This is a genomic window from Solirhodobacter olei (assembly GCF_004010155.1).
Classification (GTDB): domain Bacteria; phylum Pseudomonadota; class Alphaproteobacteria; order Rhodobacterales; family Rhodobacteraceae; genus Solirhodobacter; species Solirhodobacter olei.
Genome location: NZ_RRYH01000002.1, coordinates 294,134 through 307,754 on the forward strand (window position 1 = coordinate 294,134; position 13,621 = coordinate 307,754).

10 protein-coding genes and 1 pseudogene are annotated in these 13,621 nt (G+C 65.3%); 6 read left to right on the forward strand and 5 right to left on the reverse strand.

Annotation, left to right across the window (positions count from 1 at the left end; all coding sequences use genetic code 11):
* Positions 1-536: 536 nt before the first annotated feature.
* The 5 genes and pseudogenes from EIP85_RS01425 to EIP85_RS01445 form a co-directional block, all read right to left on the reverse strand.
* Positions 537-2,053 (reverse strand): annotated as a pseudogene (locus EIP85_RS01425) (sugar ABC transporter ATP-binding protein).
* Positions 2,050-3,039 carry an ABC transporter permease gene (locus EIP85_RS01430; RefSeq protein ID WP_127900349.1) on the reverse strand — a complete coding sequence of 330 codons (990 nt, stop codon included), beginning with the start codon at positions 3,037-3,039 and terminating at the stop codon, positions 2,050-2,052. Before EIP85_RS01430 ends, EIP85_RS01425 begins: the two are co-directional and overlap by 4 nt.
* Positions 3,040-3,050: 11 nt before the next feature.
* Positions 3,051-4,025, reverse strand: a complete 975-nt coding sequence (locus tag EIP85_RS01435) for an ABC transporter permease (protein ID WP_127900350.1) — start codon at positions 4,023-4,025, stop codon at positions 3,051-3,053.
* 116 nt (positions 4,026-4,141) lie between these two features.
* A complete protein-coding gene (locus tag EIP85_RS01440) occupies positions 4,142-4,939 on the reverse strand; it encodes an SDR family NAD(P)-dependent oxidoreductase (protein ID WP_127900351.1) in 798 nt (265 codons plus the stop codon).
* A gap of 70 nt (positions 4,940-5,009) precedes the next feature.
* On the reverse strand, positions 5,010-5,960 hold the full coding sequence (locus EIP85_RS01445) for a sugar ABC transporter substrate-binding protein (protein WP_127900352.1): 951 nt from the start codon (positions 5,958-5,960) through the stop codon (positions 5,010-5,012).
* A gap of 265 nt (positions 5,961-6,225) precedes the next feature.
* Here EIP85_RS01445 and EIP85_RS01450 point away from each other — a divergent pair, with 265 nt between their 5' ends.
* From EIP85_RS01450 to EIP85_RS01475, 6 genes are all read left to right on the forward strand, one after another.
* The gene (locus tag EIP85_RS01450; protein ID WP_127900353.1) at positions 6,226-7,989 is read left to right on the forward strand and encodes an ABC transporter substrate-binding protein; all 1,764 of its coding nucleotides are present in this window, start codon (positions 6,226-6,228) and stop codon (positions 7,987-7,989) included.
* Between the two features lie 10 nt (positions 7,990-7,999).
* Positions 8,000-8,806 (forward strand): SDR family NAD(P)-dependent oxidoreductase, encoded by an 807-nt coding sequence (locus EIP85_RS01455; RefSeq protein WP_127900354.1) that lies wholly within the window; start codon positions 8,000-8,002, stop codon positions 8,804-8,806.
* Positions 8,807-8,887: 81 nt separating this feature from the next.
* Positions 8,888-10,189, forward strand: coding sequence for a M24 family metallopeptidase (locus EIP85_RS01460; protein ID WP_127900355.1), 1,302 nt, complete (start codon positions 8,888-8,890; stop codon positions 10,187-10,189).
* 90 nt (positions 10,190-10,279) lie between these two features.
* The gene (locus tag EIP85_RS01465) at positions 10,280-11,275 is read left to right on the forward strand and encodes a thiamine pyrophosphate-dependent dehydrogenase E1 component subunit alpha (RefSeq protein ID WP_127900356.1); all 996 of its coding nucleotides are present in this window, start codon (positions 10,280-10,282) and stop codon (positions 11,273-11,275) included.
* Positions 11,276-11,285: 10 nt separating this feature from the next.
* Positions 11,286-12,281 (forward strand): alpha-ketoacid dehydrogenase subunit beta, encoded by a 996-nt coding sequence (locus EIP85_RS01470; protein WP_127900357.1) that lies wholly within the window; start codon positions 11,286-11,288, stop codon positions 12,279-12,281.
* The gene (locus EIP85_RS01475; protein WP_127900358.1) at positions 12,271-13,611 is read left to right on the forward strand and encodes a biotin/lipoyl-containing protein; all 1,341 of its coding nucleotides are present in this window, start codon (positions 12,271-12,273) and stop codon (positions 13,609-13,611) included. Before EIP85_RS01470 ends, EIP85_RS01475 begins: the two co-directional genes overlap by 11 nt.
* Positions 13,612-13,621: the final 10 nt, after the last annotated feature.

Here is a 13,621-nt window from a genome sequence, read left to right on the forward strand (position 1 = left end):
TGATCCTGATTGCGGTGATGAGTGTCGTTCCGCGAACGGCGGGATTTCATGCCCAGTGGACCGTCTCGATTGTGGATGGTCTGGACATGTTGCGCTTGCATCCTTTCCGGCTCATCCCGTGGACCGCGGGTTCGTTCCTCGGGGACTTTCGTACGCCTGCCGGCGCCCGAAACTCCTCACGCATCCGGACAGGCGGATTTTCGAGTCCGACACGGCGGAAGCGGACATCGGGCCTGGCCTTCCAAACCCCATGGCCTCCCAAACCCTATGGCCTTCGAGCGCAGGACAAGCAAAGCGAGATCAACGCTCGCCATGAAAGACGGGCAAGTCCCCTTAGGCTTGCGCGGGGTCGTAGCCGCGAACGCGTGCCGTGTAGCGACGCGAGGTGAAGACCGGGCCGTTGTCGGACCTCAGCAGGAATTCGGACGGCTCAAGAGCTGAACTGCAGGGCCTGAACAAACGGATCGGAACCGTGCCCGGGTTCCCGGAGACCTTCTTGCCTCACCACGCGGGCTCGCACTCCTTCACAGCAGCAATTACGCCGCCCTGCCCTGATCGATCCCCGAGATTGCGGCCACAAGGCTGTCCTCGGTCACCTCGTCGGCGGTGAAGGTCCGCATGACGCGGCCATGGTACATCGCCACGATCCTGTCGGAGACATGCAGCACCTCCGGCATCTCGGACGAGATCACGATGACGGCGTAGCCCTGCCCCGCCAGCTTGCGGATCAGGTTGTGGATCTCTGCCTTCGACCCCACGTCGATGCCGCGCGTCGGTTCATCGACGATCAGGATGCGCGGCCGCATCGCCAGCCATTTGCCGATGACGATCTTCTGCTGGTTGCCGCCCGAAAGGTTGCCCACCGCCTGCCGCCAGCTTGGCGTCTTGATCTGAAGGGTGTCGCGATACTGATCGAAGATCGCGATCTCTGCCCCGTCCGACACGAAGGGGCCAGAGGTGAGGTCCCCCACCTGCGGCAGGGTCATGTTGTCCCGGCAGTTCATGCCCAGCACCAGCCCTTGCTCCTTCCGGCTCTCCGGCACCAGCGAGATGCCGTGCGCAATCGCTGTGGCCGGGCTCGCGATGTGGTTCAGTTCCTCGGCCCCCAGCCGGATCGTGCCGGCCGTGGGGCGGCGCAGGCCGAAGAGCGTCTCGGCGATCTCGGTCCGCCCGGCGCCGACGAGGCCGTAGAAGCCCAGCACCTCGCCCTCGCGCACCTCAAAGCTCACGTCCTGGTAAAGATCGCCGCAGGACAGCCCCTCGACCTGCAAGGCAACCTCGCCCAGGCTTCCCGCCGCCTGCTCGCGCCGCGACAGGTCAAGCTTGCGGCCGATCATCAACTGGATCACCGCGTCCTCGTCCGTCTCGGCCGCGACCAGCGTGCCGCGATGACCGCCGTCGCGCAGAACCGAGATGCGATCGGCCAGCGTGAAGATCTCATCCATCCGGTGCGAGATGTAGACGATCCCCCCCCCTGCGCCTTCAGGTCGTTGATGATGTCGAAGAGCACGACCTTTTCCGCATCGGTCAGCGAGGCGGTGGGTTCGTCGAACACCACCGCCTTCGCATCTACCGTCAGCGCGCGGGCGATCTCGACCATCTGGCGATTGGCGATCGACAGGTCGCCCACGCGGGACCTGGGCCCAAACTTGCAGTTCAGCCGGTCGAGGATCACCTGCGCATTGGCATAAAGCTTCTGCCAGTCCACGCGCCCGAAGGACCGGCGCGGCAGCTCGCCCAGATAGATGTTCTCGGCCACCGACATCTCTTCGGCAAGGCTCAGTTCCTGGTGGATCAGCACCACGCCGCGGGCCTTGGCCTCGAGCGGGGTGCGCATGGTGACGGGCGCTCCGTCGATGAAGATGTGGCCTTCGTCGGGCTGATACATCCCCGCCAGCACCTTCATCAGCGTGGACTTGCCGGCGCCGTTCTCGCCCAGCAGGGCATGAACCTCGCCCGGCATGACCTCGAAGCTGACGCCATCCAGCGCCCGGACCCCGGGAAAGGTCTTCACGATGCCTTCAAGGCGCAGCGCGGGGGTCTGGTCGCTCATAGCCGCAGCTCCTCTTTGCCCTTGCGGTTCAGTTGCTTGTCGAGGAACAGCACCGCGATCAGGATGGCGCCCAGGATGACAAGCACGTAGAAGGCAGGCACCTGCATCAGGTTCATCCCGTTGCGCAGGATGCCGATGGCCAGCACCCCGCCGAATGTGCCTATGATGTCGCCTGCCCCGCCATTGAGCTTGGTGCCCCCCAGCACGACGGAGGTGATCACCCAGAGTTCGTAATTCGTGCCAAGGTTCGGCGTGGCCGCGCCCATCTGGCTGGACAGTGTGATCCCGGCCAGCGCCGCGAAGAAGCCCACGATCATGAAGTTGACCAGCATGTGGGGACCGACCCGGATGCCTGCGTTCACGGCCGCCGCGCGGTTGCCGCCGACGGCGTATATGTTGCGCCCATGCACCGTGTGCGACAGAAGAAAATGCACCACGATCGTGCAGAGGATGAACAGCACCGCCAAGGTCGGCAGCGGCCCGATGTTGGACGAGCCGAAGTCAGAGAAGGCGAAGTTCGAGGCAAAGAAGGACTGCTCCTTCGTGTAGACGAAGACGAGGCCCCGCACCCCCAGCATCGCGCCAAGCGTCACGATGAAGGAATCCACCCCCGTCTTCCAGACGATCAGGCCGTTCAACGCCCCCAGAAGCGTCCCCGCCGCCAGGGCGGCCAGCACGGCAGGCAGGATCGCCCAGTCGCCCCAGCCTGCGAAGATGTGCCAGTCCTGGATATCGACGCACAGGCTGGCCGCCAGCGCGACGACGGCGCCCACGCTCAGGTCGATGTTGCCGTTGATCATCACCAGCGTCATCCCGAGCGCGATCAGCCCGATGGTCGAGGTCTGAACGAGGATGTTCTTGAAGTTCTGGATCGCGAAGAAATACGGGTTCGCGATGCTGAAGAAGATGAAGATCAGCAGGATGAAGCTCCAGATCGGGTTTCGGGCCAGCCACTGCATCGCGGATTTCAGCGGGTTGTCGGACATCTCTTCCTCCCTCACGCGATAGGCGACCAGAGGCGGCCGCGCTTGGCCGCGATGTCGAGCCAGACCGCAAGGATGATAACGGCCCAGGTGACGAGCCACTGAACGTAGTATTCGAAGCCCAGAAGCAGCAGGCCGTTCTGGATGAAGCCCAGGATCAGCACGCCGATCACCGTCTTCCAGATCGTCCCCGCCCCGCCCAGAAGCGAGGTGCCGCCAAGGATCACCGCCGCCAGCGCCTGCAACTCGTAGCCCTGCCCCACGTTGTTCTGCGATCCCATGACCCGGCTGCCGAGGATGATCGCCGAGATCGCCACACAGGTGGCCGAGATCAGATAGGTCGCGAAGACGACGCGATTGCGCCGGATACCGGAGAAGACCGCCGCCGTCTGGTTGCCGCCCGTGGCATAGACGCGGCGGCCGAACGGCGTGTAGGCCATCACCACGTGCAGCACCACGGCGGCGAGCGCGAAGATCACGATCGGCGTCGGGATGTCGGCGATGTAGCCGCGTCCGAAGATCTTGAACCAGGTCGTGTCCTGATTGGCGATATCGACGTTCTTGCCGCCCGAATAGATCAGCGTCAGGCCCTGGATCGCGGACAGCATACCCAGCGTGACGATCAGCGAATTGAGCTTCGCCACGCCCACCAGCAATCCGTTTACCGCGCCAAGACCCAGGGTTGCGACCAGCGTCACGCCGATGGCGGCGCCAGGGCCGATCTTGTCGTGCAGGTCCACCACCATGACCGTCGAGAAGGACAGCATGGATCCGACCGACAGGTCGAGGTTGCCCCCAATCACCACGACGGTGACGCCAAGCGCCATGACCCCGATGATGGCCGCGGCGCGCAGGACCGACATGATGTTCTCGACGCTGAGGAAGCGGTCGGAAAAGATCGCGAAACCGATCATGAACAGCGCGAAGGCCACAAAGATGCCCTGCCGCGCCAGAAGTCCTCCAATCTGTTTCAGCCGCGTCTCCGCCATCGCATTCTCCCCCTGGCCGCCACGTGGTCGTTCTGTCGCGGCAGGCGCCAGCGACGCTGTTGTATGAGTCTCGGCCATGGCCCCTCCCCGGGCTGTCGGTCGCTGTGCGCGACTGCTCAGACCAACGTCATTCCCCCGTCAATCATGACGATCTGTCCCGTCATGTAATCGCTTTCCGGCGAGGCGAGGAATGTCGTCGTTCCGGTGATATCGGCCGGACGGGCGACCCGCCCCCGCAGTATCCCGGCGGAGAATTCCTCCATCGCCTGCCCCGGACGCTCGGCCGCCCCGATCTGCATCAGGTCGCGGTCGACCTCGTCCCACATTTCGGTGGCAACCACGCCGGGCGCAAAGCCCGTGACCGTGATATCGTGACGGGCAAGATCGCGCGCGGCCGATTGCGTCAACGAGACCACGGCCCACTTCGACGCGCAATAGGGGGCGACGTTGTCGAAGCCCTGCCGGCTCGCGATCGAGGCGGTGTTGACGATCTTGCCGCCGCCGCCCTGCGCGATCATCTGGCGGGCGGCCTCCTGCATGCCGATCAGCACGCCGAGACCGTTCACCCCCATGATGAAATTCCAGTTGTCCTCGGTCACGTCGAGGAAATTCATCGGCCGGTTCACCCCGGCATTGTTGAACTTCACATCCAGCCGGCCGAAGGCATCGGCGACCTTGCCGATCATCGCCCGCACCTGGTCGCGGCTTGTGACGTCAACGGGCGCCGACATGACGCGTCCTCCGCCAGCTTCGGCCCTTTCGCGGTTCGCCTCGGCCACCTTGGCAACCTGATCGCCATTGATGTCGGCGAAACAGACATCCGCACCTTCATCCAGCAGGGCCTCGCCTATGGCGCGGCCAATTCCACGGGCAGCCCCGGTCACGAGGCAGACACGCCCGGTCACGCGTCCCATTCCTTCCTCCATCGTGCCTGTCAAAGGGCGCGGCCCCCGATATCGGGAACCGCGCAGTCTGGAGGAGAGATCAGAACACCGGCTTGGAGAAGTTCTTCATGTTCTGCTGGTCGATCGGCGGCGTCGGGAAGTAGTTCATTTTCGGAACCTTCTTGCCCTCGACCACCTCGACGGCCGTCTTCAGCGCGTTCTTCGCGTCTTCGACCGGCGACTGGTAGACAGAGCCGTAGTATTCGCCCTTGGCCATCGCCTCGTAGCCGACGGCGAAGTTGGTCGCGCCGACGAACTTGATGTCCTTGGCGCGATGCGCGGCAAGGGCCGCGTTCAGCGCGCCGACGCCCATGTTGTCATCCGCGGCATAGACGCCGTCGATCTTGGGATACTTCACCAGGAAGTCTTCCATCACGCGCTGCGACTTCTCGCGGTTCCAGTCGCCCGGCTGGGTGGCCATGATCTTCACGCCCGGGCATTTCTTGGCCAGCTGGACCTCGAAGCCCTTCTCCCGCTGGATCGCGGTGGTGTAGCCCGGCTTGCCGGAGATCTGCACGATCTGCCCCTTGCCGTTCAGCGCCTTGCACATCAGGTCGGCGGCTTCCTCACCCTGCTTGATGTTGTTCGGGCCGGAGAAGGCCGCGATGTAGGGCATTCCCTGCTTGGCAATGTTCGAGTTGGTGATGACGACCGGGATCCCCGCGTCATGCGCCTTCTTCACCGCCGGGACCACGGCCTTGCCGTTGGTCGGCCAGACGATGATGGCATCGACATGCTGCTGGATCAGGTCCTGAATCTGCGCGATCTGGCGCGCCACGTCGCCCCCGGCGTCCAGCACCACGGTGCTGACATTGGGATCGGCCTTGGCCGCGGCGATGAAGGCCTTCTCATAGGTCGTCTGGTAGCTGTCGACGCCCACGTTGTTCTGCGTGATGCCGATCTTGATCGTCTTGGCGGATACTCCGCCGGCTAGAGCCAGGCACATGACCGCAGTCGAGCCGGCGATCAGGGCCTTCATTTTCTTGTCCATTGTCTTCCTCCCAAAGTCGGTTCCCAGCCGCGGATCCGTTTCCCAAAGCCTCCCCCCGGGTCACGAATCTTCCAGCAGCCACCCGGCCACTATTCCGTCGGGACGAAACGGTTTCCCCCGACAATATGTCCAAAATGGATGTATCAATATCCAAGTTGAACATATTCGCCGCAGCCACTCTCTCTCATTCCGAACATCCTGATGGAGCCGCTCGATGCAAGAGCCGACACGTCCGCACCCGACCCGTCAAAGATTATCCAAAGTGATGAAAGCCGATGCAAACTTCGTCCAGAACGGACAAGGCGATGCAAGCGCCAAAAAGGCCGCCCCGGCTGCCACTGCGCATGATCCCTTCGCCATGCTCGATTTCATCGACGCCTTCACGACCGAGGTCGGCGAGGCGCTCGAGCTGTCAACCCCGAACCCCTATCTGACCATGGCTGCGCACCTGATCCGCAACCACCTGGAAGGCAGGACCGTCACGCCGTCGTCGCTCGTGGCGGCGTCGGGTGTGCCTTATGCCACGGCCGTTCGGAAGCTGGCCGACATGACGGCTGCGGGGCTCGTCGAACAGCGTCCCCGCACCCGCAGCGGCAAGAGCTTCTCGCTTCACGCCAGCACGCGGCTGCTGGAGTCGTGGCAGCAGCTCACCTCCCGCGTCGAACGGCTGGCCGAACGCCACCTTGGGGCGCGCCCGGCGCGCGACGCGGACTATTACTTCGGTGGCTCCTACATGCAGGGCCAGTCGATCAAGCCGCCCTCGGTCCTGCCCGAGCCGCTGTCGCTGCCCGGCGGGGTGCGCGTTCTGGTGCATGGCGATCCGACCTTCATGGTCATGGAGACGCTGAAGCGGCAGTTCGAGCAGATCGTCGGCACCGACATCTCGCAGCGGGCCTTTTCCATCGACCGGCTGCACGAAGAGGCGCTGCGCAACTCCGCCCGACGGACCAGCCATTACGACATCATCGCCATCGACCTGCCCTGGATCGGTGAATTCGCAAGCCAGGGCCTGCTGCTGCCACTGGACGAGGTGATGGACATCCAGCGCCTCGATCCCAGCGATTTCCACACGGCGGGATGGCGTGCGGCGCATTGGGCAGGCCGCCCGTATGGTGTGCCGAGCCAGACCACGCCCGAGCTCCTCTTCTACCGCAAGGACATGTTCGCCGAGGCCGGTCTGGAACCGCCGACGACCACGGCGGCAGTGCTGGAGGCCGCGAGGCGTTTTCACGATCCGGCCCGCGGGCGCTACGGGATAGCCTGGAACGCGGCGCGCGGCACGGCGCTTGGTCACACCTTCATGATGGCCTGCGCCGATTTCGGTCACCCGATCCTGAACCTCGACCCGATCTCGGGTGGGTTCGACGCGGACTGGCTTGATCGCGACGACCTGCGCCCGCAGTTCGACGCCCCGGCGGCAGAGGCGGCGGCAGAGTATCTGATGCAGCTTCTGGACTATTCGCCGCCCGACATCCTGTCGATGTCCTGGTATGAGCGTGTCCGCCCCTATGCCGCGGGCCGCGTCGCGATGGCCTACGGCTACACGCTGCTGGCCCCTTATTTCGAGCTCGACCCGAGCTCGCCCGCGCATGACACGACGGGCTACCTGCCCCATGCGGCGGGGCCCGGCGGATCGCCCGTGGCCCCGGTCGGCGGCTACGTGCTGGGCATTCCCGCCAACCTGCCAGTAGAACGGCGGGCCGCCGCGGCCGAGGCGCTTATCGCCTTCACCTCGCCGGCGGCCCAGAAGCTCTACGTCCAGAACGGCAGCCGCACGGCGCCGCGCTACTCGGTGGGCGCGGACCCGGAGGTTAGGCGTCTCTCCCCCATTTTCGAGGCGGTGGACGGCATGTCCTGGCGGGACGAGCTGCAGTTCTGGCCCCGTCCGCCGGTGCCGGAAGTCTGCGATCTGATCGAGATCTGCGGACAGGAGCTGCACGAGATGCTGCGCGGCGTCATCAGCCCGCGCCTCGCATTGAGAAAGACCCAAGAGCGGGCCGAACAAGCAATGAGACATCGAAGGTTCTGAGGAGGAGACCATGGACCCCAATCGCCTGAAAGGTAAGAACATCCTGATCACCGGCGCGGCCCAGGGGATGGGCGCGTGCAACGCCGAGCATTTCGCCGAACAGGGCGCGAATGTCTGTCTGGGCGACATCGACCTGGACAAGGCGCAGGAGACCGCCGACCGCATCAACGCGGCCGGAAACGGCAAGGCGATCGCGATCCGCATGGACGTGACGAAGCGCGCGGACAATGCCGCCGCCGTCGCGGCCACGGTCGAGAAATTCGGCCTGATCAACGTCGGCCTGTTCAACGCCGGCCTGAACAAGCCGCGCTTCTTCATGGACATCGACGAGGACAACTGGGACCTCATCATGGACGTGAACACCAAGGGTATGTGGCTGGGCATGCAGGAAACCGCCCGCCAGATGATCAAGCAGGGCAAGCAGGACTACCCCTACAAGATCATCAACGTGGGCTCGATCGCCTCGCGCAAGCCGCTGGTTGACGTGACGGTCTACTGCACTTCGAAATACGGCTGCCTCGCGCTGACGCATTGCGGCGCAGTGGCGCTTGCCGAACATGGCATCACGGTGAACGGCTATGCCCCGGGGGTCGTCGTCACCCCGCTCTGGGAACAGCTCGACAAGGACCTGATCGACATCGGCTTCAAGGAGCGCGAAGGCCAGGCCTACGAGGACATCGTCAACAACGAGCTGAAGATCAAGCGCGTCTCCTACCCCAATGACATCAAGGGGACAGCGGCTTTCCTTGTCAGCCCGGACAGCGACTACATGACCGGCCAGATGATCCACATCGACGGCGGCTGGTGCATCCAGTGATCCGCTGACCGGCGGCAGGCATCCCTCACCATCCGCTTTCCCCACAAATGGCGCCCCGCTCCAGGCGCCGGGAGATTTCACATGAACACGACAGCTCTCAATCCCCGCATCCTTCAACCGGGCGACATCGACCCGAACTGGCGCTGGGAAAAACACATCCCCGCCTGGGGCCACACCTCGGTCGATTTCGAACGCCGGGTCGATCACGACCGGCTGCGCCGCTACCGCCTCAGCCGCGCCAAGACCGCGCTGAAGAACAGCCACTGCGGCTCGCTCCTGCTCTTTGACGTCAACAACATCCGCTACATCAGCGGCACGAAGATCGGCGAGTGGGAACGCGACAAAATGTGCCGGTTCTGCCTGCTGGCGGGTGACGAAGAACCCTATGTCTGGGACTTCGGCTCCGCCGCCGTGCACCACCGCGAATACTGCGACTGGCTCGACCCCGAGCGGATGCTGGCCGGCGTCGTCGGCATGCGCGGCACGATTCCGCCCAGCTTCGGCCTGATGAAGCGCTATGCCGAAGAGATAGCGAGCCTGATCAAGAAGGCCGGGATGGCCGACATGCCCGTGGGCGTGGACTATGCCGAAACCGCGATGTTTTTCGCACTGCAGGAGGCGGGGCTGAACGTCGTGGACGGCCAGCAGATCATGCTGAGCGCGCGCGAGATCAAGAACATCGACGAGATCCAGCTTCTGAACCAGGCCGCCAGCATGGTCGATGGCGTCTACCACATGATTTCCGAGGAGCTGAAACCCGGCGTGCGCGAGAACGACATCGTCGCGATGTCGAACAAGCTACTCTACGAGATGGGATCGGACGACGTGGAGGCGATCAACGCCATCTCGGGCGAACGCTGCAACCCGCATCCGCACAACTTCACCGACCGGCTGTTCCGCCCCGGTGACCAGGCCTTCTTCGACATCCTGCAAAGCTACCAGGGCTACCGCACCTGCTACTACCGCACCTTCAACATCGGCCGTGCGACGCCCGCGCAGCACGACGCCTATACCAAGGCGCGTGAATGGCTCGACGCGGCGATCAGCGCAATCAAGCCCGGCGTGACGACGGACAAGGTGGCCAGCCTCTGGCCCAAGGCCGAGGAATACGGCTTCCCGGATGAGTTGTCGGCTTTCGGCCTGCAATTCGGCCACGGGCTGGGACTGGCACTGCACGAACGCCCGATCATCAGCCGGGCCGTCAGCCTCGACAACCCGATGGAGATCCAGACCGGCATGGTCTTCGCGCTGGAAACCTACTGCCCCGCCGCCGACGGCTATTCTGCCGCCCGGATCGAGGAAGAGGTCGTCGTGACCGACAAGGGCTGCACCGTGATCAGCCTGTTCCCGGCCGAGGAACTTCCGATCGCCAACCGCTACTGACCGCCTCCGCCGGGCGCGCGCGATCTTTCATCGAAAGATCGGGCGTCCGGCGAGGATATTTTCGCCAAGAGGAAGACAGGGAGCGCAACGATGGCTGCCGCCCGGCGCAAGACGAATACCGAGGACTATCTGCGGATGTATTCCCAGATGGTGCGCATCCGCACCTTCGAGGACAACGCCAACCAGCTTTACCTTTCGGCCAAGATGCCGGGGCTGACGCATATGTATTCCGGCGAGGAGGCCGTCGCCGTCGGCATCTGCGAGGCGCTGACGGATGATGACAAGATCACCTCCACCCACCGCGGCCACGGCCACTGCGTCGCCAAGGGGGCCGATTTCAGGCAGATGTTCTGCGAGCTTCTGGGCAAGGCCGAGGGCTACTGCCGCGGCAAGGGCGGGTCGATGCATATCGCCGACCAGAGCCACGGCAACCTTGGCGCCAACGCGATCGTCGGCGGCTCCATGGGCATCGCAACCGGGGCCGCGCTGTCGGCCAAGCGGCTGGGACGCAACGATGTCGCCGTCTGCTTCTTCGGGGACGGCGCGACCGCGCAGGGCCTGATGTACGAGGTGATGAACATGGCCGCGCTGTGGAAGCTGCCTGTCATCTACGCCTGCGAGAATAACGGCTATTCCGAATATACCGCGACTGCCGAGATCGCCGCCGGCTCGATCCTGAAGCGGGCCGAGGCCTTCGGGATAGAGGCGCACCAGGTGGACGGGCAGGATGTCCTGGCCGTCAACGACCTGGCGCAGAAGCTGGTCGCCCGCGCCCGCAACGGCGAGGGACCGTTCTTCATCGAACTGCTGACCTACCGCTATCACGGCCACCACGTCGGCGACATCAACCGCGATTACTACCGCACCAAGGAAGAAGAGACGATCTGGAAGGAGAAACGCGACCCGATCGTCAACTTCGGCGCGTGGCTCGCGAAGGAAGGCATCGCCAGCGAAGAGGAGCTGAAGACCATTCGCGACGACATCCGCGCCGATGCCGAAGCCGCTGTGGCCTATGCGCTGGACGCCCCCTACCCGCCGGGCAGCGAGGTCACGATGCATGTCTTTGCCGACAACGATGCCGCCTGAGGAGAGCGAGATGCGCGAAATCACCCTGTCCAAGGCCGTCAACGAGGCCATCGCCGAAGAAATGCGCCGCGACCCCGCCATCTTCCTGCTCGGCGAGGACGTGGCCGAAGCCGGAACGCCCTTCAAGGTCCTCTCGGGGCTGGTCGAGGAATTCGGCCCCGAGCGGGTTATCGACACCCCGATCTCCGAGCCCGGCTTCATGGGAATGGCGGTCGGCGCGGCGATGACCGGATCGCGCCCTATCGTGGACCTGATGTTCGGCGATTTCATCTTCCTGATCATGGACCAGCTTTGCAATCAGGCGGCCAAGACGCATTACATGTCGGGCGGCAAGCTGAAGGTGCCGCTGGTGCTGCGCACGAACCTCGGCGCCACGCGCCGGTCCGCCGCGCAGCACAGCCAGTCGCTCCATGCGCTGGTCGCGCATATCCCGGGGCTGAAGGTCGCCCTGCCCTCCTCTGCCTACGAGGCGAAGGGGCTGATGAAGACGGCGATCCGCGACAACAACCCGGTCGTCATCTTCGAAGACAAGCTGATGTACAACGACAAGGCACCTGTGCCGGAAGAGGAGTACCTGATCCCCTTCGGCGAGGCGGCGGTGCTGCGTGAGGGGCGCGACGTCACCATCGTTGCAACCTCGTCGATGGTGCAGGTCTCGCTCAAGGCAGCCGAAATGCTGGCCGCCGACGGCATTAGCGCCGAGGTCATCGACCCGCGCACCATCGTGCCGCTGGACGAGGAGACGATCCTTGAAAGTGTGCGCAAGACCAGCCGCGCCATCGTCGTGGACGAGGGCCACCAGAGCTTCGGCGTCACCGCCGAGATCGCCAGCCGGATCTCCGAAAAGGCGTTCTACCACCTCGACGCGCCGGTGATCCGGATGGGGGCGATGGACGTGCCGGTCCCCTTCTCACCTGCGCTGGAAGACCTAACCGTGCCCACGCCCGACGGCGTGGCCGAGGCCGCGCGGCGCATCGTGCGGGGGGAGACGCGCGATGCCGCATGACGTCATCATGCCCGCGCTCGGCATGGCGCAGGACACCGGGCTGATCGTCGCGTGGCTGAAGGCACCGGGTGATGCGGTCAAGGCGGGCGATCCGCTGATGGAGGTGGAAACCGACAAGGCCACGATGGAGGTCGAGGCGCAGAGCGACGGCTATCTGACAGAGATCCGGGCCGAAGCCGGGGCGAGCGTGCCGGTGGGCCGGGTCGTGGCCGTGATCGGGGACAGTCCCGATGCGGAGGCGACGGCTGCTGCGCCAGAGGCCTCGACGGAGCCCGCCACTCCATCCGCCCCCACGGCCGAGGATCTGCCCAACGGCCAGCCGGTCATCATGCCCGCCCTTGGCATGGCACAGGACACCGGGCTGCTGGTCGCCTGGCACAAGGCACCCGGCGATGCTGTGGCGGCCGACGACGTGCTGCTGGAGGTCGAGACCGACAAGAGCACGATGGAAGTGCCCGCCGGCGTGTCGGGTTTCGTGGCGGCCCTTCTGGCCGAAGCTGGGCAAGAGGTGCCCGTGGGCGAGACCATCGCCCTCATCTCTGCTGAGAAACCCGCCAACCCGGTGGCGCGCCCGCGCGGCGATGGCCCGGCCCCGGCCCCTGCCGCGCCGCAGCCGACTGCGCCGCCCGCCGCGAAAGCCGCGGAACCGGCGGCCCCTGCGCCAACGCGGCCCAAACCGGCGACGCAGCGGGCAATACCGGCTCCAGGCGGGCGCATCCTCGCCTCGCCCAAGGCGCGGCGGCTGGCGGCGGAACAGGGCCTCGACCTTGCGCGGCTGGTGGCTGCGGGCGTGCCGCAGCCCTATCACGTCGCAGACCTCGAAACCCTGCGCGCGCTGCCGGCGCCCGCGGAACAGGCCGCGCCCGCCACGGCAGCGGCCAGCCTGCACCTGACCGCCGAAGTGGCGGCAAAGGCCCTCGCCACCTTCCTCGACTGGATCGCGGCGGAGGCCGGTGCCCGCCCCGATCCCGGCGCGGTTCTGGCAGGCCTTGCGGCGGGCGCACTGCGCCCCCATGCGCCGGATGCGCTGATCGTCGCGGTCGAAAGCTTCGGCCAGCGCCGCCTTTTCGCCGATCCCGATCGCGGCGGCCTTGGCCGCGCGCCCGACGGCGCGGGCACCCCCGCCCTGATCCTGCGCGACCTGCGCGGCAGCGCGCTGACCGGCCTGCATCTTGGCGCGGAAGAGGCCCCCGTGCTGACCCTGACGGGCGCCGATCCCCTGACCCTCACCCTCGAGGCTGCGGCCGGGGCGCTGACGCCTGCGGCCGCGCTTGACCTGATGACCGGATTTGCCGGGCGGCTGGATGAGCCGCTGCGCCATCTCCTCTGACAGCGGAGAC

Excerpts from the sequence above, each read along its gene's own strand:
- EIP85_RS01430 (WP_127900349.1), bottom strand. The coding sequence starts at position 3,039 with ATGTCCGACAACCCGCTGAAATCCGCGATGCAGTGGCTGGCCCGAAAC.
- EIP85_RS01435 (WP_127900350.1), bottom strand. The coding sequence starts at position 4,025 with ATGGCGGAGACGCGGCTGAAACAGATTGGAGGACTTCTGGCGCGGCAG.
- EIP85_RS01440 (WP_127900351.1), bottom strand. The coding sequence starts at position 4,939 with ATGGGACGCGTGACCGGGCGTGTCTGCCTCGTGACCGGGGCTGCCCGT.
- EIP85_RS01445 (WP_127900352.1), bottom strand. The coding sequence starts at position 5,960 with ATGGACAAGAAAATGAAGGCCCTGATCGCCGGCTCGACTGCGGTCATG.
- EIP85_RS01450 (WP_127900353.1), top strand. The coding sequence starts at position 6,226 with ATGAAAGCCGATGCAAACTTCGTCCAGAACGGACAAGGCGATGCAAGC.
- EIP85_RS01455 (WP_127900354.1), top strand. The coding sequence starts at position 8,000 with ATGGACCCCAATCGCCTGAAAGGTAAGAACATCCTGATCACCGGCGCG.
- EIP85_RS01460 (WP_127900355.1), top strand. The coding sequence starts at position 8,888 with ATGAACACGACAGCTCTCAATCCCCGCATCCTTCAACCGGGCGACATC.
- EIP85_RS01465 (WP_127900356.1), top strand. The coding sequence starts at position 10,280 with ATGGCTGCCGCCCGGCGCAAGACGAATACCGAGGACTATCTGCGGATG.
- EIP85_RS01470 (WP_127900357.1), top strand. The coding sequence starts at position 11,286 with ATGCGCGAAATCACCCTGTCCAAGGCCGTCAACGAGGCCATCGCCGAA.
- EIP85_RS01475 (WP_127900358.1), top strand. The coding sequence starts at position 12,271 with ATGCCGCATGACGTCATCATGCCCGCGCTCGGCATGGCGCAGGACACC.